The 24,507-nt window shown below is 61.4% G+C and carries 26 protein-coding genes, 1 tRNA gene and 1 other RNA gene; 16 read left to right on the top strand and 12 right to left on the bottom strand.

Going from position 1 to position 24,507, the window contains the following annotated elements; genetic code table 11:
• Positions 1–163: 163 nt before the first annotated feature.
• From IEW00_RS11700 to IEW00_RS11710, 3 genes are all read right to left on the bottom strand, one after another.
• Positions 164–391: a hypothetical protein gene (locus tag IEW00_RS11700; RefSeq protein ID WP_188514529.1), complete on the bottom strand. Its 228-nt coding sequence runs from the start codon at positions 389–391 to the stop codon at positions 164–166.
• A gap of 156 nt (positions 392–547) precedes the next feature.
• Positions 548–1,270: a glycosyltransferase gene (locus IEW00_RS11705; protein ID WP_188514530.1), complete on the bottom strand. Its 723-nt coding sequence runs from the start codon at positions 1,268–1,270 to the stop codon at positions 548–550.
• Positions 1,267–1,860 (bottom strand): TIGR04282 family arsenosugar biosynthesis glycosyltransferase, encoded by a 594-nt coding sequence (locus tag IEW00_RS11710; protein WP_188514531.1) that lies wholly within the window; start codon positions 1,858–1,860, stop codon positions 1,267–1,269. The genes IEW00_RS11705 and IEW00_RS11710 overlap by 4 nt, the downstream gene beginning before the upstream one ends.
• A 118-nt stretch (positions 1,861–1,978) precedes the next feature.
• Between IEW00_RS11710 and maiA the strand changes: the two genes are divergently transcribed.
• The 4 genes from maiA (at position 1,979) to IEW00_RS11730 (ending at position 6,296) form a co-directional block, all read left to right on the top strand.
• Positions 1,979–2,611 (top strand): maleylacetoacetate isomerase, encoded by a 633-nt coding sequence (maiA, locus tag IEW00_RS11715; RefSeq protein ID WP_188514532.1) that lies wholly within the window; start codon positions 1,979–1,981, stop codon positions 2,609–2,611.
• Entirely contained in the window at positions 2,608–4,716 is a 2,109-nt protein-coding gene (locus tag IEW00_RS11720) for a TonB-dependent receptor (protein ID WP_188514533.1), read from the top strand. The genes maiA and IEW00_RS11720 overlap by 4 nt, the downstream gene beginning before the upstream one ends.
• 13 nt (positions 4,717–4,729) lie before the next feature.
• Positions 4,730–5,182: a MarR family winged helix-turn-helix transcriptional regulator gene (locus tag IEW00_RS11725; protein ID WP_188514534.1), complete on the top strand. Its 453-nt coding sequence runs from the start codon at positions 4,730–4,732 to the stop codon at positions 5,180–5,182.
• A 106-nt stretch (positions 5,183–5,288) separates the two neighbouring features.
• Complete coding sequence (locus tag IEW00_RS11730; RefSeq protein ID WP_188514535.1) at positions 5,289–6,296, top strand: fumarylacetoacetate hydrolase family protein; 1,008 nt, start codon at positions 5,289–5,291, stop codon at positions 6,294–6,296.
• 102 nt (positions 6,297–6,398) lie between these two features.
• On the opposite strand, the gene IEW00_RS11735 is transcribed toward IEW00_RS11730, so the two are convergent.
• A complete protein-coding gene (locus IEW00_RS11735; protein WP_054132952.1) occupies positions 6,399–7,055 on the bottom strand; it encodes an alpha/beta hydrolase in 657 nt (218 codons plus the stop codon).
• A gap of 191 nt (positions 7,056–7,246) precedes the next feature.
• Here IEW00_RS11735 and IEW00_RS11740 point away from each other — a divergent pair, with 191 nt between their 5' ends.
• From IEW00_RS11740 to IEW00_RS11775, 8 genes are all read left to right on the top strand, one after another.
• Positions 7,247–8,332 (top strand): cysteine desulfurase family protein, encoded by a 1,086-nt coding sequence (locus IEW00_RS11740; protein ID WP_188514536.1) that lies wholly within the window; start codon positions 7,247–7,249, stop codon positions 8,330–8,332.
• Positions 8,332–9,462: a cysteine desulfurase family protein gene (locus IEW00_RS11745; protein ID WP_188514537.1), complete on the top strand. Its 1,131-nt coding sequence runs from the start codon at positions 8,332–8,334 to the stop codon at positions 9,460–9,462. Before IEW00_RS11740 ends, IEW00_RS11745 begins: the two co-directional genes overlap by 1 nt.
• A 3-nt stretch (positions 9,463–9,465) precedes the next feature.
• On the top strand, positions 9,466–9,801 hold the full coding sequence (locus IEW00_RS11750) for a 2Fe-2S iron-sulfur cluster-binding protein (RefSeq protein WP_188514538.1): 336 nt from the start codon (positions 9,466–9,468) through the stop codon (positions 9,799–9,801).
• Between the two features lie 63 nt (positions 9,802–9,864).
• An RNA gene (gene ffs, locus IEW00_RS11755) (signal recognition particle sRNA small type) lies at positions 9,865–9,960 on the top strand.
• Between the two features lie 96 nt (positions 9,961–10,056).
• Positions 10,057–11,913, top strand: coding sequence for a DNA polymerase III subunit gamma/tau (locus tag IEW00_RS11760; RefSeq protein ID WP_188514539.1), 1,857 nt, complete (start codon positions 10,057–10,059; stop codon positions 11,911–11,913).
• Positions 11,910–12,245 (top strand): YbaB/EbfC family nucleoid-associated protein, encoded by a 336-nt coding sequence (locus IEW00_RS11765; RefSeq protein WP_188514540.1) that lies wholly within the window; start codon positions 11,910–11,912, stop codon positions 12,243–12,245. The genes IEW00_RS11760 and IEW00_RS11765 overlap by 4 nt, the downstream gene beginning before the upstream one ends.
• A gap of 122 nt (positions 12,246–12,367) precedes the next feature.
• Positions 12,368–14,764 (top strand): endopeptidase La, encoded by a 2,397-nt coding sequence (lon, locus tag IEW00_RS11770; RefSeq protein WP_188514541.1) that lies wholly within the window; start codon positions 12,368–12,370, stop codon positions 14,762–14,764.
• 201 nt (positions 14,765–14,965) lie between these two features.
• Complete coding sequence (locus IEW00_RS11775) at positions 14,966–15,238, top strand: HU family DNA-binding protein (RefSeq protein WP_188514542.1); 273 nt, start codon at positions 14,966–14,968, stop codon at positions 15,236–15,238.
• Between the two features lie 177 nt (positions 15,239–15,415).
• On the opposite strand, the gene IEW00_RS11780 is transcribed toward IEW00_RS11775, so the two are convergent.
• From IEW00_RS11780 to rlmB, 4 genes are read right to left on the bottom strand one after another with little or no spacing between them, the layout of a single operon-like run.
• Complete coding sequence (locus tag IEW00_RS11780; protein WP_188514543.1) at positions 15,416–16,048, bottom strand: eCIS core domain-containing protein; 633 nt, start codon at positions 16,046–16,048, stop codon at positions 15,416–15,418.
• Between the two features lie 22 nt (positions 16,049–16,070).
• Positions 16,071–16,865, bottom strand: a complete 795-nt coding sequence (locus IEW00_RS11785; RefSeq protein WP_188514544.1) for a hypothetical protein — start codon at positions 16,863–16,865, stop codon at positions 16,071–16,073.
• A gap of 55 nt (positions 16,866–16,920) precedes the next feature.
• Positions 16,921–17,874 carry a hypothetical protein gene (locus tag IEW00_RS11790; RefSeq protein ID WP_188514545.1) on the bottom strand — a complete coding sequence of 318 codons (954 nt, stop codon included), beginning with the start codon at positions 17,872–17,874 and terminating at the stop codon, positions 16,921–16,923.
• Entirely contained in the window at positions 17,874–18,656 is a 783-nt protein-coding gene (gene rlmB / locus IEW00_RS11795) for a 23S rRNA (guanosine(2251)-2'-O)-methyltransferase RlmB (protein ID WP_373282631.1), read from the bottom strand. Before rlmB ends, IEW00_RS11790 begins: the two co-directional genes overlap by 1 nt.
• Before the next feature lie 140 nt (positions 18,657–18,796).
• Here rlmB and IEW00_RS11800 point away from each other — a divergent pair.
• Positions 18,797–18,882: transfer RNA gene (locus IEW00_RS11800), tRNA-Tyr, on the top strand.
• A 196-nt stretch (positions 18,883–19,078) separates the two neighbouring features.
• On the top strand, positions 19,079–20,305 hold the full coding sequence (locus tag IEW00_RS11805) for a tyrosine-type recombinase/integrase (RefSeq protein WP_188514546.1): 1,227 nt from the start codon (positions 19,079–19,081) through the stop codon (positions 20,303–20,305).
• Positions 20,306–20,728: 423 nt separating this feature from the next.
• On the opposite strand, the gene IEW00_RS11810 is transcribed toward IEW00_RS11805, so the two are convergent.
• Positions 20,729–21,184: a hypothetical protein gene (locus IEW00_RS11810; RefSeq protein ID WP_188514547.1), complete on the bottom strand. Its 456-nt coding sequence runs from the start codon at positions 21,182–21,184 to the stop codon at positions 20,729–20,731.
• 21 nt (positions 21,185–21,205) lie between these two features.
• Between IEW00_RS11810 and IEW00_RS11815 the strand changes: the two genes are divergently transcribed.
• A complete protein-coding gene (locus IEW00_RS11815; RefSeq protein ID WP_188514548.1) occupies positions 21,206–21,427 on the top strand; it encodes a hypothetical protein in 222 nt (73 codons plus the stop codon).
• Positions 21,428–21,566: 139 nt separating this feature from the next.
• Complete coding sequence (locus tag IEW00_RS11820) at positions 21,567–22,070, top strand: hypothetical protein (RefSeq protein ID WP_188514549.1); 504 nt, start codon at positions 21,567–21,569, stop codon at positions 22,068–22,070.
• Positions 22,071–22,192: 122 nt separating this feature from the next.
• Here IEW00_RS11820 and IEW00_RS11825 read toward each other — a convergent pair whose 3' ends face one another.
• The 3 genes from IEW00_RS11825 to IEW00_RS11835 all read right to left on the bottom strand — a co-directional run bounded on the left by IEW00_RS11825 (position 22,193) and on the right by IEW00_RS11835 (position 24,011).
• Positions 22,193–22,774: a hypothetical protein gene (locus tag IEW00_RS11825; RefSeq protein WP_188514550.1), complete on the bottom strand. Its 582-nt coding sequence runs from the start codon at positions 22,772–22,774 to the stop codon at positions 22,193–22,195.
• A 118-nt stretch (positions 22,775–22,892) separates the two neighbouring features.
• Entirely contained in the window at positions 22,893–23,525 is a 633-nt protein-coding gene (locus IEW00_RS11830) for a tyrosine-type recombinase/integrase (RefSeq protein ID WP_188514631.1), read from the bottom strand.
• A gap of 282 nt (positions 23,526–23,807) precedes the next feature.
• Positions 23,808–24,011: a helix-turn-helix transcriptional regulator gene (locus IEW00_RS11835; RefSeq protein WP_188514551.1), complete on the bottom strand. Its 204-nt coding sequence runs from the start codon at positions 24,009–24,011 to the stop codon at positions 23,808–23,810.
• Positions 24,012–24,507: the final 496 nt, after the last annotated feature.

The raw sequence follows: 24,507 nt of genomic DNA on the forward strand, positions 1-24,507 counted from the left end.
AGCAAGGCTCTGAGAGTGCAGCAGCAAGCGTCCGTTAATGGCAGCGCCCCGACCAAAAGGCCAGCCCGGGCGGTTCGGACAACGCAGGATTGACCTGTCCTCGGCACAAACAAAAAGGGCGACCCAATGGCCGCCCTGATTGTATTTTGCGTGCCTGAAAAGATCAGGGGCTGTTGGGCTTGTCGTCATCAGCGATGAAGACGATGCCGGCAACGATCGCAGCAGCGGCGACGACACCGACGATGATGCCGGTGCTGCCTTCAGCTTCGCTCGACTCGCTCGAAACAGCCGAGGTACGGGCGGCGGCAGGCGATACGGCCTGTGCCAGAACCGGCGCACCGACCATCGTGGTCAGGGCGATCGCGGCCATTGCAGCTTTGAACATTTTCATATTATTTCCTTAGAAGGACGTTTGGATTCAAACAGTAAGTAATCCAAGTCGTTTTATATTGCAAGTGCGAAACAAATAATCGGCTTCGGTTTGCAACGTCGGGTCGATCATCTTTGAGGAAAATAACATGTGTTATCCTCGACCAGAATTCGTGGATCATCGGATGTCCGGGTACATATCCTTGAGCCGGTGCCGTATTCCAAAGGTCCAGGCGAGGCCGACCTTTAGATAAATATAATTGGCCTTGAGCGGTCCCCATGCTGCGATGCGGCGGTCCGACGTGATCACCGGCTTGCTGGTCATCTTGAGCTTACCGATCCGCGCAAAACCGATGCACAAATCGGCTTCCTCCATGATCGTCGCATCGGCCGGAATGCCGCCGATGTGCAAATAGTCCGCGCGACGAAAGAACATCGCGTGATCACCAAACAGCAGCCGCACCCCGCGCACGAACAAATGCGGATGGGTGACTGCCGGATAATAGGTCTTCCACCAGTTGTGCGCGGTGGTGAACCAGCGGGTTTTCTCGCCGCGAATGATCGGCAGGAAGGTCGCAAGCGACAAACGCGTATCGGCAAGGACCGATCGAACGTGCGCAATGGCATCGGTAGGCAGCAGACTGTCGGCATGCAGAATACACACGAGTTCGCTCTGCGCCTGCTCGACCCCGAAATTGATCTGTGGCCCGCGTCCACGCTGCCGGGAAATGAGCACCCGCCATCCGGCGGCTTGTGCCAACGCGACGGTCTGATCATCGCTGCCCCCATCGATCAGCAGGATCTCATCGGGCTGCGGGTCCATCGCGGCGACATTCGCAATCGTGCGCGGCAGCGCCCTCGCCTCATTGAGCGCTGGAACCATCAGCGTCACGCTGGTCATGCCAACGCCGCCAGCGCGGGCCAGCGGGCTAGGTCTGCGGGTGTGTCGCAATCGGAAAGGACCGGCAGGATCGCCACCGACAGGTTCATTTGCGCGCACCGGCGCATGGTTTCGGGGAAGACTGCGGATGTGCTCCAGGGCATTTCGGTCAACAGGCCAAGCCGTGCCGTCGCCATGCCGATCAGATAATAACCACCATCCTCGGCAGGGCCAATCACCACGTCGTGCGATTCCAGTGCTGCCACTGCCGAGCGCACGATGGCACCGGTCAGGTCGGGGGTGTCTGCGCCGAAGAAAATATGCGGCCCAGGCCTGACCGCATCGATCAGGCGTTCGGTCAGCCCGCCTTCGACCTGCTCGACCAAGGCAACCGTATCACCCAGCCAGGCACGAAATTCAGTCTCGCCTGCTCCGGCATAGCGGATTTCCACCGATCCGTCTGCGCCGAGCAGCGTCGACACAGTTCGTTCGGTCAGGTGCTTGTGAACCTTGGCTGCGCCTTCGGGACCAAGCGCCGGGATCAGCCGGGTCTTGGCATAGCCCGGCACCGGATATTTGGCGAACAACACAAAGGTGGGCTGCGCGGGCATGGTTGTCAGCCTTAACGCACGACTTGCGGGAAACAAGCCTTGCATCGCCGCGTTCGGTTCATATGGTGCGCGGCCCGGTCCGCCATGCCGCACCGGGCCCACTTCAATGGAGCGCGAAATGTCTGAAACCGTCCTGTTCGATTACTGGCGATCGTCTGCCAGCTATCGGGTGCGCATCGCGCTCAACCTCAAGGGCATCGCCTATCGCGCGGTGGCGACCGATCTGCTGACCAGCCAGCAAAAGGCCCCCGATTATGTCGCACGCAACCCGCAGGGTTTCGTGCCCATGCTGCATATCGACGGTCACGATCTGACGCAGTCTCTCGCGATTATCGACTATCTCGATGCCACCCGCCCGGATCCCCGCCTGCTGCCCGCTGATCCTGCAGCCCGCGCCGCGACTTTGGCCCGCGCGATGATCATCATCGCCGACATCCACCCGGTCAACAACCTGCGGATGCTGCGGTACCTCAAGACCGATATGGCGCAGGAACAGGCCGCAATCGACGATTGGTATCGTCATTGGGTCGCCGAAGGTTTTGCCGCGCTCGAAGCGCTCGCGCCCGACGCGGGCCTGTTCGGCGGCACCCAGCCCGACCTCACCGATGTCTGCTTGGTCCCACAAATGGCCAATGCGCGTCGGTTCGATCTGGATCTGACGTTGTACCCGAAATTGGTGCGGATCGATGCCGAATTGCAAGCGATCCCCGCCTTTGCCGCAGCGCACCCCGAAGCGGTGAAGCCCGCATGACCGTGTCGAGTCAGCGCGCGGCAGCCGTGTCCCTGGGCATCGCGGCATCGTTGGCGGCGACGCCTGCGGTGGCACAGGACCAGGCACCCGAAGCCTATGGACCAAACCCGGTGATCACTGTCGTCGGTCAGCCGCTCGATGTGCCGCTGGGGGATCGTGCCTACAGCATCACCAGCATCAACCCCGATATGCTTGCCAACGAGCCCAGCCAGCGAATCGAGAATGCGCTGCGTCTGGTGCCCGGGCTGCAACAGTTCCGCCGGTCGGATGCGCGCAGCGCCAACCCGACCAGCCAGGGCGTGACCCTGCGCGGCCTGGGCGGCAATGCCTCGAGCCGGGCGCTGCTGGTGCTCGATGGCGTGCCGCAGAGCGATCCGTTTGGCGGCTGGATCAGCTTTCCGGGATATGACGCGATCAACATTGGCGCGATCCGCGTGCGCCGGGGTGGCGGGACGGGGACCGATGGCCCAGGGGCGCTCGCCGGAACGATCGAGCTCGACAGTGCCGGGATCCGGCCCGGACAATCGAATGTCTATGGTGACCTAGCATATGGCAGCCGCAATTCGTTCGAGGCCAGCGTGGGAACATCGCAGGCGCTGGGCGGTGGCGGGCTTTCGATATCTGCGCAATATGCGCGCGGCGATGGCTTCGTTCCCGTGATCGCCCGCCAGCGCGGCGCGCTCGACCGCGCAGCGCCTTACGAACAAGCGGGCGTCAACCTACGCTTCGTCGCGCCGCTCGATGCCGATACCGAACTTCAGGCCAGTGCACGCGCGTTTACCGATCAGCGCGAGCGTGGCTTTGCGTTCAGCGACAACAGCAATGACGGTGCCGATGCCAGTCTGCGCCTCGTCGGGCGCGGCAAGCTGCCCTGGTCGGCGCTGGCCTATGTCCAGATGCGCAGTTTTTCCAGCAGCTTTGCCGCGGTCAGCGCGGATCGATCGACCGCGACGCAATCGCTTGATCAATACAACGTGCCCTCTACCGGTCTGGGCGCGCGCGTCGAAATCCGTCCATCGCTGGGCGAGGGGACGGAGCTGCGGCTGGGCGGCGAATGGCGGCGCACCACCGGAGAAACCCGCGAACTGTTTACCTATGTCGCGGGCGACCCGACGCGGATGCGGCGCGCAGGCGGGGCAAGCGATACGTTCGGTGCGTTTGCCGAGGCCAGCTGGCAGGCCTCGCCCGATCTGCTGTTCACCGGCGGCGGACGCATCGACCGGTGGCATCTGACCGAGGGCCGGCTGCGCGAGACCGTGCTGGTCACCGGCGCACTGCTCACCACCACCGATTTCAACGATCGCAGTGGCTGGGAAGGCACCGGACGTGTCGGATTTGCCTGGGATGCAGCCTCGCTGCTGACGGTGCGCGGTGCGGGCTATCTGGGATGGCGGTTGCCGACACTGAACGAACTCTACCGTCCGTTCCGGGTGGGGGCCGATGCCACCGCCGCTAATGCCGCACTGGCACCCGAGCGGCTGCAAGGTGTCGAGCTCGGGCTAGGTTACGAGATTTTTACGCTGCAGTTCGGCGCGACCGTTTTCTGGAACCGGCTCGACAATGCCATCGCCAACGTGACGCTGGCGCGCGGGCCAGGCACGTTCCCGGGGGTCGGTTTCGTTTCGGCGGCCGGCAGCTTCAACCAGCGGCAGAACCTCGATGCGGTCGAAGCCAAGGGCGTCGAGATCGAAGCCCGCGCCGATATCGGCGATTTCGATATCGCAGCCGCCTACAGCTATGTTGACGCCGAGGTCAGCGCTGGCACCGGTCAGGCCGCGATCGACGGGTTGCGCCCGGCGCAGGTGCCACGGCATTTCGGCACAGGCTCGATCGGCTGGTTTCCGCAAGGCGGCGACAGCGGGATCAACCTGACCGCGCGCTATGTCGGTTCGCAGTTCGAGGATGATCTTGGGCTGCTCGCGCTGGACGATGCACTGACGCTCGATGCGCGCGCTGCGCTGCGGATCAACCGCAACCTGCTGGTCGAATTGCGCGGTGAGAACCTTTTCGATACCACCGTGCAGGCCGCGATCAGCGGGCCGGGAGTCATCGAGCGTGGAACCCCGCGCACGATTTGGCTTGGCCTGAAACTGGACATTGAATAGCGTTGCGCCGCCCATGACCCAAGCCGTCACCCGTCTTGCCGATTTCATGCCCTATCGCATCTCGATCACCTCGAATGCGATCAGCGACCTGATCGCGCGCGAGTATCGCAGCCGGTTCGGACTCAAGATCGCCGAATGGCGGGTCATGGCGGTGCTGGGCGATGTCGGCGAGGCCACCCAGCGCGAACTGGTTGCAGCGACACGGATGGACAAGGTCGCGGTCAACCGCGCCACCAAGGCCTTGGGCGAACGCGCTTTGATCCAGCGTGCTCCGAACATGAGCGATGGCCGCTCGCACCATCTTGCGCTGACCGATGGCGGCAAGGCGCTCTATGCCGAAATCATGCCGCTGGCGCTCGAGATGGAGGCGCAGGTTGTCGAGGTGCTCGATCCGCACGAGCAGGCGCAGTTTTCGATGTTGCTGGGCAAGCTTCTGGCGCGGGCCGATGCGCTGGCAGACGAATGACCGCGCCCGAAACGCCTTGTCTTCCGGTTTCAATTGATACTATGCTGCGCAATAATTTAAAGCGTCAGCACGGATTGACCCAGAACAGCAGAAGGAACCCGACCCTATGAAGCTCGCATCCCTCAAGAGCGGTCGCGATGGCCGTCTGGTCGTCGTTTCCAATGATCTGGCCTGGTATGCCGATGCCAGCCATCTGGTCCCCACGATGCAGGCCGCGCTCGACGATTGGGACCGGATGGCACCGTATCTCGAAGTGTTGTCGCGTGATCTGGAGCATGCCGCGATCCCGCGCGAGCGCTTCCACGAACACGACGCCGCAGCGCCGTTGCCGCGCGCGTATCAGTGGATCGACGGGTCGGCTTATGTGAACCATGTTGAACTGGTCCGCAAAGCACGCGGTGCCGAACTGCCCGAAAGCTTCTGGACCGATCCGCTGATGTACCAGGGCGGATCCGATGACTTCATGGCCGCGCGCGAGGATATCGTCTTGAAGGACGAAGCCTGGGGTTGCGATCTCGAAGCAGAGATCGTGGTCGTTACCGGCGATGTGCCGCAGGGTGTTACGCCGGACGAGGCGCGCGGCTACATCCGGATGGTCGGGCTGGTCAACGATGTGTCGCTGCGCAATCTGATCCCGGACGAGCTCGCCAAGGGCTTCGGTTTCGTCCAGTCCAAGCCCGCAAGCGCATTCTCGCCAGTGTTCGTCACCCCCGATGCGCTCGGCGATTACTGGCAGGACGGCAAGCTTCACCGGACGTTGATGGTCGATCTCAACGGCAAGCCGTTTGGCCGCGCGGTCGCGTCCGATGATTGCACCTTCGATTTCGGTGTGCTGATCGCCCACCTCGCCAAGACCCGCCGAGTCCGCGCAGGATCGATCATCGGATCGGGCACGGTATCCAACCGCGATGCCGATGGCGGCCCCGGACGTCCGATCGCAGACGGCGGCCTGGGCTATAGCTGCCTTGCCGAAGTGCGGATGGTCGAGAAGATCACCTCAGGCGCGATGACCACGCCGTTCCTCACCGACGGCGACGTCGTCCGCATCGATGTCCATGACGACCGCGAACACACCATCTTCGGCGCGATCGAGCAGACCGTAAAGGTCGGCTGATCGCTCCGTAAGGCTAATGGATACGCCGGCTCGCGTTCAGCAGATCGGCGAATCCGGGCCGGACCGCGATCAGCGGATCGGCGAATCCGGGTCGGCTCGCGATCAGCGGATAGGCGAATCCGGCGCCAGCCGCATGTCGAGATAGTTGTCGACCGAGTGCATCAGATCATCGAGCTCATGCTCGAAGAAGTGGTTGGCGCGGCCGATCTCGTCATGGTGGATGGTGATATGCTTCTGGGTGCGCAGCTTGTCGACGAGCTTCTGGACCGCGCCCGGGGTGACCACGGTATCGGCGGCGCCCTGCACGATGATACCCGATGCGGGGCAAGGGGCAAGGAAGCTGAAGTCATACATATTGGCGGGCGGCGCGACCGAGATGAAGCCGCGGATTTCCGGACGCCGCATCAGCAGCTGCATGCCGATCAGCGCGCCGAAGCTGAAGCCTGCAACCCAGGTGGTCTGCGCTTCAGGGTGAAAGCTCTGGACCCAGTCGAGTGCGGCGGCCGCATCGGACAGTTCGCCGATGCCATTGTCGAACGTGCCCTGGCTGCGGCCCACACCGCGGAAGTTGAAGCGCAGCGTTGCAAAGCCGCGCCGGACGAAGGTCTTGTACAGCGCCTGAGTGATCCGGTCGTTCATCGTACCACCGCCCTGCGGGTGGGGGTGTAAAATCATCGCAACCGGTGCGCGGGGACGTGGGGCAGGGCTGAAGCGCCCTTCAAGGCGGCCTTCGGGGCCGGGGAAGATGACGGCAGGCATATTTTGCGGGACTTTCGGAAGACTGGAAACCGCACGGGCGGTGCGGCCCGGTGTGGCTGACGCCGCGCCGAGGAACAGGGCCTATACGCAATCCGACCCCCAAAAAGCAACAAAATGCGTGGCAATGCGGCGTGCGGCGGCTAGATGGACGCGATGAACCGTTGCTATCCCCGCCCGATCTGATCCGCAGCATGGCCGAACCGCGCATCTATCTTGACCATGCAGCGACCACGCCGGTGCTGCCCGAGGCACGCGCGGCGATGATGGCAGGGATCGAGTTTTGGGCCAACCCTTCGTCACCTCATGCTGATGGCCGCGCCGCGAGGGCAGCGCTTGAAGACGCACGGCGCCAGATCGCGGGAGCGCTGGATTGGGATGGCGAAGTCATCCTGACCAGCGGGGCCAGCGAGGCGATCGCGCTGGCGATGCTGTCCAGCAAGACCGATGGCTGGATCATTTCGCCGACAGAGCACGACGCGGTGCAGCGCATCGCCGAACGCGCACCCGATGCGCGATCGGTGTTGCGGCTGGCAGTCGATCTTGACGGGCAACTGGTGATGGCCAGCCTGCAGCGCGCGCTCGATACAGGGTCGAAGCGGCCGCTGGTGATCGTCCAATCGGTCAACAGCGAGACCGGGGTGCAGCAGGATATCGTGGCGGTAACCGCGCTGGCGCACGAGGCGAAGGCGCTGGTGCTGTGCGATTGCTCGCAAAGTGCGGGCAAGATACCGCTGCCGAACGCAGACTTTATCGTCGTGTCCGCACACAAATTGGGCGGGCCACCGGGCATTGGCGCGTTGCTGGTGCGCGATCCTGGCGCGCTCAATCCCAGCGGAGGGCAGGAAAAGGGCTATCGCAGCGGGACGGAGAACGTTCCCGCTGCCCTGGGATTTGCCGCAGCATTATCGGTCTCGCGCAACTGGATCGATCGCGCTGCCGATCTGCGCCATCAGCTGGAAAGCGCCATTCGGGGCGCGGGCGGCGAGGTCGTAGCCCATGGTGCGCCGCGGCTGCCGACGATCGGCAGCTATCGTATGCCCGGCGTGCAGGCCAATGCGCAATTGATCCAGTTCGATCTGGCAGGCGTATCGGTCTCGGCGGGCAGTGCCTGTTCGTCCGGCACGCTCAAGACCAGCGCGGTGCTGACCGCGATGGGCTGGGACGAGAAGGCGGCGGGTGAAGTCGTTCGCGTGAGCTTTGGCCCCTCGACCACCCGTGCGCATGTCTATCGCTTTATCGAGCTGTGGCGGGCGATGGCCGAACGGGTGCGCTCCTGATGGCCGCGCCCGCGCCGATCTATCTGGATTATCAGGCCACCACGCCGCTCGCGCCGGAGGCTCTCAAGGCGATGCAGCCGTGGCTCGGAGATATGACCGGCGGAACCGGTTGGGCCAACCCGCACAGCGCGCATTCCGCCGGGCGCAAGGCCGCCGCTGCGGTCGAGGTGGCCCGCGCCCAGATCGGCTCGCTGATGCCGGCGAGCGGACGGGTGATATTTACCGGCGGCGCGACCGAGGCGCTCAACATGGGCTTGCGCGGGGTGTTGGCAGCGCAGGCACCGCGGCGCAAGATCGTCACCATCGCGACCGAACATGCCGCGGTGATCGACACCTGCCTGTGGCTGGAAACACAAGGGTTTGCGCTGCACGTGCTGCCTGTGGATGGAGAAGGTCTGGTCGATCTGGATCAGGCGCGTGCAGCCATCGATGGCGATACCGCACTGATCGCCGCGATGCTGGTCAACAACGAGATTGGGGTGATCCAGCCGGTTGGGGCGCTCGCAGAACTGGCGCAGGATGCGGGCGCGTTGTTCCTGTGCGATGCAGTGCAGGGCTATGGCCGGGTCGCGTTGCCGCAAGCTGCCGATCTGATTGCGATCAGCGCGCACAAGATTCACGGCCCCAAGGGCATCGGCGCCCTGTGGGTGCGCGATGGCGTTGCTTTGGAACCGCTGATTCACGGTGGTGGTCAGGAGCAGGGGTTGCGGTCGGGAACGTTGTCGCCAGCCTTGTGTGCCGGTTTCGGGGCTGCTGCAGCCGTTGCGCAGCACAACCAGCAGGCCGATGCTGCGCATGTCGCATTGCTCCGCGATACCGCGCTCGCCTTGTTCGATGGCTGGTCGGTCAACGGCTCGCTCGATCATCGTTATGCCGGCAACCTCAACCTGCGGCGCGACGGGCTGGACGTGTCGCGGCTGCTCTCGGATCTTCGCGGTGTCGCATTCTCGGCAGGCTCGGCTTGCGCGAGCGGCTCGGGGCGGCCCAGCCATGTGCTGACCGCTCTGGGCCTGCCGCCGCAGAAAGTCCGTTCGTCGATCCGTCTCGGTTTTGGACGCTATACCACGGTTGACGAAATCGAGCGCGCCGCGCATCTGATCAATTCTGCGACATTTAGCCAGACAGGGTAACCTATGATCGAGGTGACTTTCATCAGCGCCGACGGCAAGAGCCGCCAGACCGTGCAGGCGCAAGATGGCGACCGGCTGCTCGATGTCGCGCAGGCGCACGGACTGCCTCTCGAGGGCACCTGCGAGGGCCAGATGGCCTGCTCGACCTGTCATCTTATCATCGATGCGGCGGATTTCGCCAAGCTTCCCGAGCCGGTCGAGATGGAAGAAGACATGCTCGATCTTGCCGTCGCGGTGACCCGCACATCACGCTTGTCGTGCCAGATTTTCTTGCGCGATGAATGGCAGAGCCTGACCGTGCGTGTTCCGGCCGATAGCTATGACATGCAAGGCATGTGATCGGACCAGGGCCATCTGAATCAGCCCGGCTTGCTTTCCGCTGAAACTGTCGCCATATGCGCAGCGGGAGTCGGGCGGACGTAGCCGTCGCCAATCTGGTCAGGTCCGGAAGGAAGCAGCCACAACGATTTTCGCCGCGGGTCGTCCGGCTCCTACCAATCCACATTTCGCAAGCGCATCCGACAATCCGGGCGGTTTTTGAACAGCCGCGCGGTTTCGTTTCCATCCCCGCGCGCCAGCGGCTAATCACCTGTCATGCATGATTCCCCGCAGTCAGACCTGGATAGTGAACCCCAAGACGAGGCAATGATGCCAGGGCTGGGTCTCGACCTGCCGCCGGTTGCCGCTCCAGCGGCAACCCCAGCGACCGGGCAGGCTTACCGCGTGCTGGCACGCAAGTATCGCCCCCAGACCTTTGCCGAGCTGATCGGGCAGGATGCCATGGTCCAGACATTGGGCAATGCAATCCGGCGCGAACGGCTGGCGCATGCCTTCCTGATGACCGGGGTTCGCGGTGTCGGCAAGACTTCGACCGCGCGGCTGATCGCCAAGGCTTTGAACTGCATTGGCCCGGACGGGCAGGGCGGCCCGACCATCGCGCCATGCGGGGTGTGCGAGCCCTGCGTCGCGATTGCCGAGGGTCGCCACATCGACATCATCGAGATGGACGCCGCCAGCCACACCGGTATCGACGATGTCCGCGAGATCACCGAGGCGGTGCGCTATGCCGCCGTGTCGGCGCGCTACAAGATGTACATCATCGATGAAGCGCATATGCTTTCGAAACAGGCGTGGAACGGCTTGCTCAAGACACTGGAAGAGCCGCCGCCGCATGTGAAGTTCCTGTTTGCGACGACCGAAGTCAACAAGGTGCCGGTGACCGTGCTGTCACGCTGCCAGCGGTTCGACTTGAAGCGCATACCGTCCGAACTTCTCGCCAGCCATTTCGCCGAGATCTGCGTCAAGGAATCCGTCGTCGCCGAGCCCGACGCGCTGGCGATGATCGCCGATGCGGCCGAAGGGTCTGTGCGCGACGGGTTGTCGATCCTCGATCAGGCAATCGCGCATGCCGATCTGGGTGGGCACAGCGACGATACAGGCTCTGCCGCTGTGCGCGCCGAGCAGGTGCGGGGCATGCTGGGCCTGTCCGACCGCGGTTCCATGCGGCGCTTGTTTGCGCATCTGATCGCTGGCGAAGCCGATTCGGTGCTCGCCGACCTTGATGCGCAGCACGGGCTCGGTGTCGATCCGGTGGCCGTGATGCGTGGGCTGCTGGCGATGGTTCATGCGATCACGCTGCACAAGGCAGCAGGCCGAGTGCGCACGGTGCACGGCGAGGAAGACCGCGCCGCGCTTGCGGACTGGGCCGACAAGCTTGGCAACGCCAGCCTGCACCGGCTGTGGCAGTTGCTGCTGAAGGGGCATGACGAGATCGAATCTGCGCCTGTGCCGCGCGAGGCCTGCGAGATGGCGCTGCTGCGTGCGCTTTATGCCTCGACGCTGCCCGATCCGGGGACACTGGCACGCCGGATGGCGGAAACTCAAGGCAGCGTTGTTCCTCCGTCAGCAGCTGCCGAACCTTCGCGTCCGCAGCCCGAAAAGGCACCGCAATCCGAGGAATCGCCGCCGCCTTGGGACATGGCGGAATATGGGGAACCCAGTCTGCCACTGCGCGCCCAGGCCAATCCTCAGCCCGTCAGACCCGTTGGCGAGATCCGGACAATCGGGGATATCGTCGATCTTCTCGACAATGCTGGAAGGTTGCTGCTGGCGGGCCAGGTGCGCACCGATATGCGGCCGGTGGAGATTGGCGAGGACCGGTTGACCTATCAGTCCGCCACCGGGCGTGACGACTATGTCCCGTTGCTGCGCGAGGCCTTGGCTGACATTACCGGGCGGCGCTGGCAGGTGGAGCGCGGTGGTGGCGATGCCTCGCCAAGCCTCGCTGAGCTGGAAAAGCTGGCCGAGAATGCGTTGCGTGACGAAATCTTGAACCATCCGCTGGTCGTGGCGACACAGGCGGCCTTTCCCGATGCGGAAATTGACTGGACTGCGGCGGAAACCTCCCCACATGAAGGCGACAACCTGCCAACACGGAGTGCCAAGGCATGAAAAGCATGGAAGAAATGATGGCTGCGGCGCAGGAAGCCGCCCAGACCGTCCAACGTCAGATGAACGAGGCTCAGGCCAAGCTTGAGTCGGTTGAGGTCGAAGGCGCCGCCGGTGGCGGCCTAGTCAAGGTCAAGGCGACTGCCAAGGGTCGCATTCTGGGCGTGTCGATTGACGACAGCCTGATCATCCCTGCCGAGAAGCAGATGCTCGAAGATCTCATCGCCGCTGCGTTCAACGACGCGCGCACCAAGGCGGATCGCGCCAGCGAGGAAGAGATGAGCAAGATGGCGCAGGGCATGGCGCTGCCTGCAGGTTTCAAACTGCCGTTCTGATCCCGTTAACCCGGGCTGATGCAGGGTCGCTTGCCGAGACCTATAGCTGTGACCATATAATAGGCTGTGAGGCTGCCGATGCACCGGCGCACCCAGCCAAGATGGATTGAACCGAATTGACCATGTTCCAGACCTATCCCCTGCTTCCTCTGCGCGACATCGTGGTGTTTCCGCAGATGATCGTGCCGCTGTTCGTGGGCCGCGACAAATCCGTTGCCGCGCTCGAGCGGGCGATGGAGCAGGACAAGGAAATCTTTCTCGTCGCGCAACTCGACCCGGCGCGTGACGACCCCGATCGCGATGATTTGTACGATATCGGCGTTGTTGCGACCGTCCTGCAATTGCTCAAGCTTCCCGATGGCACGGTCCGCGTGCTGGTCGAGGGTGGTGAGCGCGCGCGGCTCAATCGCTTGGAGGAATCGGATGATCATGTGGTCGCCGAAGTCGAGATGCTGCCCGCTCGCGCGGTGAGCGGTACTGACGTTAACGCGCTGATGCGCTCGGTCGTCGACCAGTTTGAAAATTACGCCAAGCTCAACAAGAAGCTGCCGACTGAAACCGCGGTCCAGCTGGCCGAGATCGATGATGCCGCAAAGCTTGCCGATGCGGTCGCGGCGAACATCTCGGTCAAGGTTGCTGACAAGCAGAGCCTGCTGACCGAGGATGACCCGGTCAAGCGGCTGGAGATGGTGTTCGGCTTCATGGAGGGCGAACTGGGTGTGCTGCAGGTCGAAAAGAAGATCCGTGGCCGCGTGAAGCGCCAGATGGAAAAGACCCAGCGCGAATATTATCTCAACGAGCAGCTCAAGGCGATCCAGTCCGAGCTGGGCAATGGCGATGGTGATGATGGCAATGGTGTTGCCGAACTCGCCGCCAAGATCGAGAAACTGAAATTGTCGCCCGAAGCCAAGGCCAAGGCGACCTCCGAGCTCAAGAAGCTGCGCGGCATGGCGCCGATGTCGGCCGAAGCCACCGTCGTGCGCAATTATCTCGACGTGCTGCTGGGACTGCCTTGGGGCAAGAAATCAAAGCTCAAGAAGGACATCACCGAAGCGCAGAAGGTGCTCGACGATGACCATTTCGGGCTCGAAAAGGTCAAGGATCGGATTATCGAATATCTCGCCGTGCAGGCGCGGACCAACAAGCTCAAGGGCCCGATCTTGTGTCTGGTCGGTCCTCCGGGTGTCGGCAAGACCTCGCTCGGCCGTTCGATCGCCAAGGCGACGGGGCGCGAGTTTGTGCGCCAGTCGCTGGGCGGCGTGCGTGACGAAGCTGAGATCCGCGGCCACCGCCGGACCTATATCGGCTCGCTCCCGGGCAAGATCGTCAACAATCTCAAGAAGGCAGGGACCAGCAATCCGCTGTTCCTGCTCGACGAGATCGACAAGCTCGGCCAGGATTTCCGCGGCGACCCCGCATCGGCGCTGCTCGAGGTGCTCGATCCCGAACAGAACGGCAAGTTCCAGGACCATTATCTGGAGATCGACATCGATCTTTCGGACATCATGTTCGTGACCACTGCGAACAGCCTGAACCTGCCGCAGCCGCTGCTCGACCGCATGGAGATCATTCGGCTGGAAGGTTACACCGAGGACGAGAAGGTCGAGATCGCCCAGCGGCACCTGATCGCCAAGCAAATCGAGGCGCACGGGTTGAAGGCGGGCGAATTCGAGTTGACCGAAGACGGCCTGCGCGACCTGATCCGCTATCACACGCGCGAGGCCGGTGTGCGGACGCTGGAACGCGAAATTGCGCGGCTTGCGCGCAAATCGCTACGCCGGATCCTCGAAGGCAAGGACAAGGGCGTGGTCATAACGCCTGAGAACCTTTCCGACTTTGCCGGGGTGCGCAAGTATCGTCACGGCATTGGCGAGACCGAGAACGACATCGGCGCTGTGACGGGCCTGGCCTGGACCGAAGTGGGCGGCGAGCTGCTGACCATCGAGGCGGTGACCGTCCCAGGCAAGGGGCAGATCAAGACCACCGGCAAGCTGGGTGAAGTGATGCAGGAATCGGTGCAGGCAGCGTTCTCGTTCGTCAAGGCACGCGCTCCGTCGTACGGCATCAAGCCCAGTATCTTCGCGCGCAAGGACATCCACATCCACCTTCCCGAAGGTGCGGTGCCCAAGGATGGTCCGTCGGCGGGTATCGGCATGGTTACCTCGATCATCTCGACGCTCACCGGCAATGCGGTTCGCCGCGAGGTCGCGATGACCGGCGAAGTTACTCTGCGTGGCCGTGTGCTACCGATCGGTGGTCTCAAGGAGAAGCTGCTCGCAGCATTGCGCGGCGGAATCACCACCGTCCTGATCCCTGCGGAAAACGAAAAGGATCTTGCCGAGATTCCTGAAAATGCCAAGCAGGGTTTGACGATCATTCCTGTCAGCCATGTCGATGAGGTGCTCCGCGTTGCGCTGGTTGATCCTTTGGTGGCGATCGACTGGACCGAGGCTGACGAGCTGGCTGCACAGCCACGAGTTGGTACTGGCGATATCGCGGGCGGTGCTGTCACGCATTGAGGCAGGTTTTCGGGGCGGGATGGTGCATTGCAGCATCCTGCCAACCTGTCACTCGTGTGCCAAAATTACCGTAACAATGCGATAAAACGCCCGGAAACACGCGCTTTTCCCTTTGACAGCGGGAAATAAGTGGTTCTAACTCAACCCCCTCAAAGCCGCGATTCAGTAAATTTCCAACAATAATCAGGGGGTTCCTACGGCATGAACAAGAATGATCTTATTTCTTCAGTCGCTGATCAGAGCGGCCTCAGCAAAATCGATGCCAGCAAAGCGGTAGAAGCGGTGTTCGATTCGATCAGTGGCGCGCTTGCCAAGGGCAGCGAAGTCCGTCTCGTCGGATTTGGAACATTCTCGGTCAGCAAGCGCAAGGCATCGACCGGACGCAACCCGCGCACGGGCGAAAAAATGGAAATCAAGGCATCGACCCAGCCCAAGTTCAAGGCTGGCAAGGGCCTCAAGGATGCCGTCAACTGAACCCTCGAATGCGCCACTCGCGCAGGGCCTGAACGCGCATTTTTAAGCTGGCGTGGCTCGCCAAGCCAGAGGCCTCCATGGCCGACACCGACACGATAAAAAGGTGGTGCAGCAATGTACCACCTTTTTTAATGCCTCTGCATCTGCGCTGTGCCGTTCAATGCCCGGTAATGTCGCTCACCCAGCCTTGCGAATGGCTGCGGTGACGGCGTTGGCCCTGTCAGTTGCCTCGCGTTCGATGGCCTGCCAGTCGGAAATATAAGCAGCAGCAAACCGATTGATGCCCATGCGTCGATATTGCTCGACATGGGCCAGTTCGTGCGCCCAGATCCACACATTCTCAGTCAGCCGCTCGCTGGAGAAGACCACCTGCCGGTTCAACGCCACCGCGCCTTCATCCATGTACCTTTCGGTCAGGAAGGTGCCCAGGTCGATGCGGCCGGTGCCGATGGTCCAGCGGACTGTCTTGAGCAGCTCGGCATCGAAATACGGTGCCAGCACCTCGGTCATATCATCCGGAATCGGCTTTGCGCCAGCACGCGATGCCTGTGCTTCGGCGTGTCGGATCGCCTGGGCCAGCACAGGGCCGGTAATCGCCGATGAGCGCCGGATCAGGCGGCCAGATTCGCGTTGCGCCTGGCTCGCGAAGCGACGCGAGGAATCCGCAGTCTGCTTACCCAAAATCGAAAGCACCCGGGCAACCTCTGGCGGCGGACGGAGCATTTCATCGGTGGGTCGCTCGGTACACCCGGCCAACGTCGCTACCGCCAGCCACGCCAGCGAACCCGCTAAAAACTTCAAACCTTGCATGGCGGGACAGCTAGGCGATCCGTTACTGGCCCGCAAGGCCGATCAGTGCCTCGGGGCCTTTGTCCAGGCGACTGTTGACCAGCCATGTCAGCACGGACTTGCCCGCGCTCATGACTGGGCCGTCTTCGGTATTGTTGGTCAGAATGCGGCCATCGGTGGTGATCGTGAAGGTGCCTTCGGGCTTGGGCTGCGAAGCTTTGCCGGGTGTACCTGCGGCGCCCGCCAGTGCGCCAAGGCCAGCCATTTCACCACCAACTCCGCCGTTCGAAAACGCGGGTGCGGTGATCTTGACGCTGCCATCCTTGCGCCGGGTCATCGTGACGAACGGCATCACCGCTGCGCCGCCATCCATCAAGGGAAACGAAAAGCCGTGACTCAAGGTGCCGGAGATTGCATATTCGACATCGATGATGCGGTTGCCGCGATAGGTTACCGATTTCCAGCCATCCTGCTTTTTCAATTCGCCGATCAGTTCGGCTATACTCTCCTCGCTGCCGAAATCGCCCATGCCTTGCGTCATCGCCCCGGCCTCGGCCTGGTTGGCGGACTGCGCGGCGGCGAAATCTTTGCGCTGCTGATCAAGCTCGGCCGTTTTGCATTCGCGCTCTTCAGAGGTCGTTTCATCATAGCAGGGGCTTGCAGCGAATTCGGCCGGGGGCGAGGCCGTGTCGGTGACGACGATCTCGCCTGTATAGGTGAACGCGAAGGTGCCATCGCGTTGCAGGTCGAGGGTCGAAGCGAATTTGCCGGGAGATAACAGGCAGCCGGTTAGTAGCAACGGTGTAGCTAGGGCCGCGATCAGTCGGAACATTTTCATCGGTCAATCCCTTCGGCGCGACCCATTGGAACGGGGCTCCACCATGCAATGTCGGTCAAGCCGGGTCCAGCATGATCAGCGCCTCGGGGGTCTTTGTACGACGCGCGTTGATCGTCCACTGCAGCACCTTCATGCCATCCGACGCGACAGGGCCGTCATCAGTGTTGTTGGTGAGAATCTCGCCATCGGTGCGGATGGTAAAGCTTCCCTGTGGCTTGGGAAGGCTCGTAAACATCTTTGCCTCTTCGCTGTCGCTGCTGCTGCCAAACGCCCGCATGATCTGCATCAGCCCCGCCATTCCGCCACCCATCCCGCCCTCGCTCCCGGTCGCGGCAAACGCGGGGGCATCAATGCGCACCGCACCGTTGGCGCGCGCTGCCGCAACGACGAAAGGCGAAAGCCCTTGCGTTTTCTCGATCACGGGAAAGGTAAAGTCCTGGTCGATGCGGCCCGAAACCGTGTAGTCGATCATGAACAGTCCGTCGCCCTGATGGACCACGTCGCGCCAGCCCTTCTGCTTCTTGATCCGGACTATGAACTCCTCGATCGCATCCGGAGAGCTCGGGTCGATCCCGCCCAGCAACCCCTTGACCATTTCGAGCATCCGCGCGTCCTCGGCCTTTTTGGCTGCGACCTGGTCGTCCCATTCGGTTTTCTGTCGCTCGATTTCGGTCTCGGTGCATTCGCGCTCGAACGTGTCTTCGGCCCAATCCTCGCCATCCTGCAGCAGTGCTGTCTTGAGCACAGCGCCATCGATCTGCGCCGGATCGCCGTAACAGGGGTTGGGGATGAAGCTGCCGGTTTTGTTGTCCATCGCTGCGCCCATCGCCACCAGTTGCGACAGGCCCATCATGTGGATTTCACCCCGATAGGCAAAAGTGAAACCGCCGTTGCGCATCACCGTCATGTTGGCGGTGAACTTGCCTGGGGTGAGCAGACAGCCGGTGAGCAGCAGCATCGCCGCTGCGATCGCCGCTATCTGTACAGCAATCCGCCCCCCTATCGGCATCAGCCTTCTCCCCGGTCCATCCGAATTGCATAGAGGGAAATCGCAGCCGCATTCGAGACGTTGAGGCTTTCCATCGCCGAGCTGATCGGCAGCTTTGCCAGAACGTCGCAATGTCCCGCGACATTGGGTCGTAGGCCTTCGCCCTCGGCGCCCAGCACCAATGCGATCGGCCCTGCGCCCAGAGTTTGGGCCAGTGTGTCCTCCGCGTCGCCATCGAGTCCTATCCGCCAATAGCCTGCCTCGGCCATCTCCTCGAGCGCGCGCGCAAGGTTCACCACCCGGACCCAGGGTACGATCTCGAGCGCGCCGGAGGCCGCTTTGGCAATGGTGCCCGATTCGGGCGGGGCATGCCGGTCCTGCGTGACGATAGCTGCCGCATCGAACGCCGCAGCCGACCGGAAGATCGCGCCGACGTTGTGCGGATCGGTCACCTGATCGAGCACCACAACCGGACGGAGCGGATCACCCGACAGCACCTCGGCCAGCAGCATGTCGTCAAGCGGTTCGACCTCGATCACAACGCCCTGATGCGGCGCATCGCGCGCCACCAGTCGGGCCAGATCAGCGACATCGGCGAATTCGACCGAAACGCCAGCGGGAAGTTCAAATTGCGCCAGCGCCTCACGGGTGCCGCGAATCCAGCGAATCTGTCGTTCAGGATTGTTGAAAGCGGCTTCCACCGCATGGGTGCCCCAGAAACGGGGAAACTTGCCACCTTCAAGACCGGCCTTTCGCTGCCGGTTGCGCACGCCGCGCTTTGCCATATTCTTCGGATCTTTCATGGGCGATGCCATCGCCGGGGGTCGGGATGCTTTCGCTTTTCGTCCTGTCGGCATTGACAGGCAAGCGCGAATTGTTCAAGGGACCGCCTCTCGGCAAATACGGCCTCGCTCGCGGGGCCACACACCAGGGAAATGCGTGTGGACAGGTGGCCGAGTGGTTAATGGCAGCAGACTGTAAATCTGCCCGCGAGAGCGTACGCTGGTTCGAATCCAGCCCTGTCCACCACCCTCTGCTCTGAGAGGGTCTGCTGAAATCCCTAGAAATCCCCGAAATTCAAGCGTATAATTGCCTTTATCGTCTAGGCGCGTCTTGTGCTGTATCACTACAGCCGGTTGCCAATGTGGGAGGGATGTGGGAGTAAATCGCCTTACTCCCACACCGATCAATTTCCGCAAATGGCGATTAAGTGTGGGAGTAAGCGATGGGCAAACTCACAGTCGTTGCAATCAGGGCAGCATTGTCGAATCCCGGTACCTACCACGACGGTGATGGGCTAGCCCTCAGGGTGGACAAGAGAGGCGGAGCATACTGGCTCTTGCGTCTGCAGCGCGACGGCAAGCGCCAGGACATCGGGCTGGGAAGTGCCACGCTTCTGTCACTCGCAGAGGCCCGGCGTAAGTCCGTAGAGCTGCGCAAAGCGGTCAAGGTTGATCGGCGCGATGTTGTGATGGAGAAAAAAGACGAAGCAGCAGCGAAGGTGACTTTCTGCGACGCCGCGCGCCAGTATCATGCAGAAAATAGGGCGGGCTGGAAAAGTGCCGTTTATGCGCGCCAATGGCTCGCCAGCCTGGAAAACTATGCGTTTCCCAAATTGGGCGATGTGCCGACCGGCAGCATTACAGCCGCCGACATCATCACGGTGCTGAAACCGATCTGGCAGGAAATTCCTGAGACCGCTCGCCAAGTGCGCAACCGGATTTGTGCCGTGCTGGACTATGCTCACGCTAAAGGCTGGCGCTCAACCGAGGCACCTTCAGGCAATAGTAGTCTGAAGGCAGGGCGCGGGTTGCCCCGGCAGGTAAAATCGCGAGAGAATCGCAAAGCAATGCCCTATGTTGGTTTGCCCGCCTTTATAACCGCTTTGCGGCGTAAGCCATCTTTTGGGCGGATGGCCCTCGAACTGCTTATTCTTACAGGCGTCCGCAGCCAAGAGGTCCGGCTAGCGACATGGTCTGAATTTGATCTTGAAGGCCGTCTGTGGGCTATTCCGGCCGATCACATGAAGCGGGGCAAGGCGCACATGGTTCCGATCTCTGACGCGGCACAGGCGGTGCTGGCGAAAGCGGATGCTTTTCGGCTTCCGGACACCGATGTTGTTTTCCCCGGTGTGGCGGGCAAACCGATGTCTGACATGACGTTGCTTAAGGTGCTGCGCGACATGAGCGAGCCGTTCCACGTTCATGGATTTCGCTCCACATTCACTGATTGGGCGGCGAACGAGGGCTTTGCTGATCCCGTCGTCGAGGCGGCGCTAGCTCACAAGACGCCCGATGCGGTGCAGGCTGCCTATCGCCGTACCACCTATCTTGGCACTCCGGGCCAGCCGGGTGAACGCGTCAAACTGATGAATGCCTGGGGTCGCTTTTGCGTTGGCGGCGTGGTCGGCATGAACAAGGTCGTACCGCGACCTGCAAACAAAGCGGGATAGCGACGATCGTTCTTCCCAGGCTCAACTCTCCCGACACGCCGTCACGAGAGTGCGAACCACTCTAACCGGCCGACTTTTGGTCAATCGACGACGACATCCGTGGAGAACCGGATTGTTCGTTCCCGCCGAGACCCGTCATTCGGGCGACGAACCGGGATCGACGGTTTTGCTCCAATTCCGGAGATCTGCGGAGCTTGGCGGCGCGAGGCAACGAACGTCGGGGCCTTGGTGGTGACCGATGGCGGCTGAGTGCAACCAATAAGGTGCTGTGGTGAACGGCTGGTTCGGCATTTTCGGAAGTACGGCAAATGGGCCGGTTGTTGAATGGCAGGTCCTGGCCACGAAAGGGCTGAAGCCGCATGTCGGGTTTCAGGTAGCCGCCATAGAGCATCCCACGGCTGCATTTGGGTGGAAAGTAGTCGCTCATCTTTTCAAATGACCGCCACGCCAACTTTCAGTCGTGCGCTTTGGTTTTCGGCGTTTTCTCAGCCATTCAAAAAATACCGGCACGAGGAGGGTTATAGCCAAAACAATGGCCAGGCAGCTGATCCCTAACCAAGTATATGCCACCGCTTCTGATTGCATGAAAGGCCGGTTTCCAACTGCAATGCCGCTGAAAACCCCAGCCCAACCTAGCGGGAATAGAATTGTTCCAGCTATTGCTCTGTGGCGAAACGAGAACCACCGAGGTAACATGAAAAAGGCGGCAATCAAGACCAACGCCCCCGCCCATAGTCCAATTTCGCTCCAATCCATGGCTAGCAGTTTGAACAACGCTCTGAACTTCTGCAATGGGGTCGCAAGCCCCCGCGCAGATTTTTTCGGTTTGTCGCTTTTACCTGCAGCTCTGGAAGCGACCCCGCTGCTGACCTTGCGCACAGAATGTGGTATCCCACAGACATGCGTGCAACCTACCTCGTCTATGCTCTGATCTCATTGATTGCCGCAGCAGTTATTTGGGTTTTCGTGGCTGGTTGGGCAGGCAAAATCGTGTTTTTGCCTGACGCATCATTGCTCGCGTCAGGGGAGTGGTTGAGCTGGGCTTTCTTCGTCGCCCTGATGTATGCGCCGATAGCGTTCGCTGGCTGGATGATTTTTATGGCCCAGCGCAACGACGGCTAACCACCGAATTTCGGCCATGGGGCGCACTCACATCCAATACTGAAACCTGACGGGCAACCATCCCAGCATTGCTGAAAAAAGCCGCCGTTCTGCACTCGACCCCATAGCGGACGTGGGTAGCAAGCGTTATGCTAGGGATGTGAAGCCGTTTTTACTCTTCTTCGCGGTGTGGTGCGCAACGCTTTTTGCTGGGTGCTCGGTCGAAATCGATGCGACACAGGCAGTTGCCAGCGTAGCATCAGCGAAAGAAGTTGAGGGGGACCCGCACGCATCATCCGCTCGCCCCGATCGCGCAGGCGTTTGGGTAGCAGTTAAGGCATTGATAAGGCGGGAAGCCGTTGAACAAATTGTCTACTGGCAGGTCTATCCTCATGTTTACATTGTCGACTGTTCTTCTGGCCTAGTGACCAACGTCGGGACCGACCCTGACCTTGAAGGCTTCCAATTTGATAACTTCAACGCCGTGCGCGGTGCCCTAAACAAGCATCCAACGACGCAAGTTTTCGAACTGCGAAGTCTGATATTTGCCCGTCCGAACGACTTTCAAATGCCGCAGTGCCTGCAGTTTCGGGGCGGCAGCTACACCGGACAGAAAATTGTCGAAACGCGCACCCCAATCCGTGTAGTCGGTCGACTTCTATAGGGCCATTTTCCACCCATAATCAGCCATACATCAGCCGCTTGGCGCTTCCTGCAACCTGACCGGCAGTTATCCGAGCATTTCCAAAAAAAGCTGCCGTTCAGGAAACGACCCCAAACCGGACATCACGTAGCGCGTGCGCGTAGCCCAGTTTCAAGTGTCCTCACCAACTGAAATCCGGGGTAATTCAGCTTTGTGTATTTATGCCTGTAGTAGACGTTCCAGTAACTGGCCACGCGCTGCTTAGTCAGTTTCCAATAGGCAGTATTTTCGGATATAAACAAGATCATCGCGTCAAGATTTGACGGGGATGTCGCACCTGCGATGTCCTCGATGATCTCGACGACATACTCACCAATCAGGGTTACCACAAAGGGTGCAGACCATGGCTGCACCGCGGGTAGAAGTGATCGCAAAGCACGCTGCCGGTCAAAGCCGTTGGAACTCTGAGTTTGGAGACAGGCGGCCATTTGCGCGATGCGGCCGTCATTCGAGGGTGCGCTTTGGGCCTCGCTATATTGCAGCCGTCGCGGCACGAGTATTTTCTCTCCGCCAACTAGAAGGCTCACTTGGTTGGCCCATTGTCGTGGATCAAGAAGGCCATGGACCACCATTCCGGCTTCGACCGCGTTTGTCCTCATCGACATGGGGAACGCGTCTGCAAGCTGGCTGACGTCAATTTTAGTGAGCATCTGAGGGTGGTTCATGGCCTCGATTGTCTAGCTTTCGCGATTTCCGATTTCCACCCCAGTTTCCGTCGAGCCTTAGGTTTTCTGCGCTCACCGGTAGCGGCCATCGGGCAATGCCCGACGGCCGCCTTCAAAGTCAGATTTCCGTACGCTCAGCAAGGATCAGCGCATCCTCCACGTCGACACCCAGATAGCGAACGGTGTTTTCAATTTTGGTGTGCCCCAAAAGGATCTGCACCGCGCGGAGGTTGCCTGTGGCACGGTAAATCATCGCGGCCTTCGTTCGCCGCATCGAATGCGTGCCATAGTCTTCGCGCCGCAGTCCGATGGCTGTAACCCATTCATCTACTAGCCGGGCATATTGGCGCGTGCTCATCGGGGAGTTGTGATCGAACCGACTGGGGAACACATAGTCCTCAGCTGTACCGCGACGGCGCTGGAGCCATGTCGCAAGGCTCCCGCGAGCGTCAGCGGTAATCTCGAACTGCACAGGTCGGCCTGTCTTCTGCTGGATCACCAGTGCCCGCGTCCGAAAATCGGTCCCAGCTACCAGATCGCCGATCTTCAGCTTCACGAGGTCACAGCCGCGCAGCTTGCTGTCAATGGCGAGATCGAACAGCGCGCGGTCGCGCAGTCGCTCCTCGCGGTCGAGAAAGAAGCGGATCGCCCAGATCTGCTTCTGAGTGAGAGGCCGCTTCGTACCGACATTTTTGCCAGCATTCCAGGCCACGCGATTTTGCATCGCAGGGTCAAGGTGAGAGTAGGTCATCGTCATTCTCCTTGGCCGTGATTGGCCAAGAACAAAGAACGGGCTCCAACTGGTTCGCGCGAAATAAAGCGGACGTTCTTGCCGCGAAGCCCTTATGACCGCTTTCAGGAAGCGATGACGACCAGCCTAATGACCGATATTAGGGCGCAAAGCTGACTGGCGGCTTACCGAACTGATCGTGTTCTGCAATGCTTTGGCGCGCGAGATAGGTTCAGCCCCCTCAATCCTAACGCTCGGGACAAACCTCCAGCAACGTTGTCGGCCCCAGCCAGCTCAGCCCGCTCAATCGCTGACCCCATAGAACATCGGGTTCTGCAGCCACTCTTCGACAGCCGATTCCCGCCACCCGCAGCATCGCTCTGCGATTTTGACCTGCCTCGGGAATGTGCCCGCCTGTATCTTGCGGTACAGCGTCGCTCTTGAAAGACTGGTGCGATCAAGCACGGTGTTGAGCCGCAGGAACCTGTCGGGTGCATGGGATGCCATGGCCATTGTCTCCATCCGGTGATGTGGTCTGCCCCTGCCTGCGATGAGATTGGCGATGTGCCGCTGCGCGTCAATCGAGCCACATGCGGCTATCTCGCAGGCAATGGGGCAGGGGAGCGCTGCTAGCCGATCGCCGGACATGGCGGCGTAAGCAGAATATTTCTGCTCACGGCATCTCACAATGTTTCATCGTTCAGCAGCGCATCTGCGGTCGCCGCTTTGCGGCGGCGTTAGCCCCGCTCGGGCGGGACACCGGGGTGCGTCAATCGCCTCTAGCCACGCCAGGCCAGCGCGCAACCCGCGTTGCGGGTCCTCCACTTCGTTGCGGTGCTTGTCGCATGCGCGCCGTCCGTTGCAGCGTGGCTGCCAGCTCCTGTCTGCCGCCCCCCAGCGCCCCTTCCGGGCCGGGGCCGGATGGAAGGAGACAAGGCCATGGAAAACATTACCAACCGCATCAGCCTCTATTCTGAGGTCACACAACGCATCATCGCCGAGC

The sequence above is a fragment of the Blastomonas aquatica genome, assembly GCF_014639875.1.
Taxonomy (GTDB): Bacteria; Pseudomonadota; Alphaproteobacteria; order Sphingomonadales; family Sphingomonadaceae; genus Blastomonas; species Blastomonas aquatica.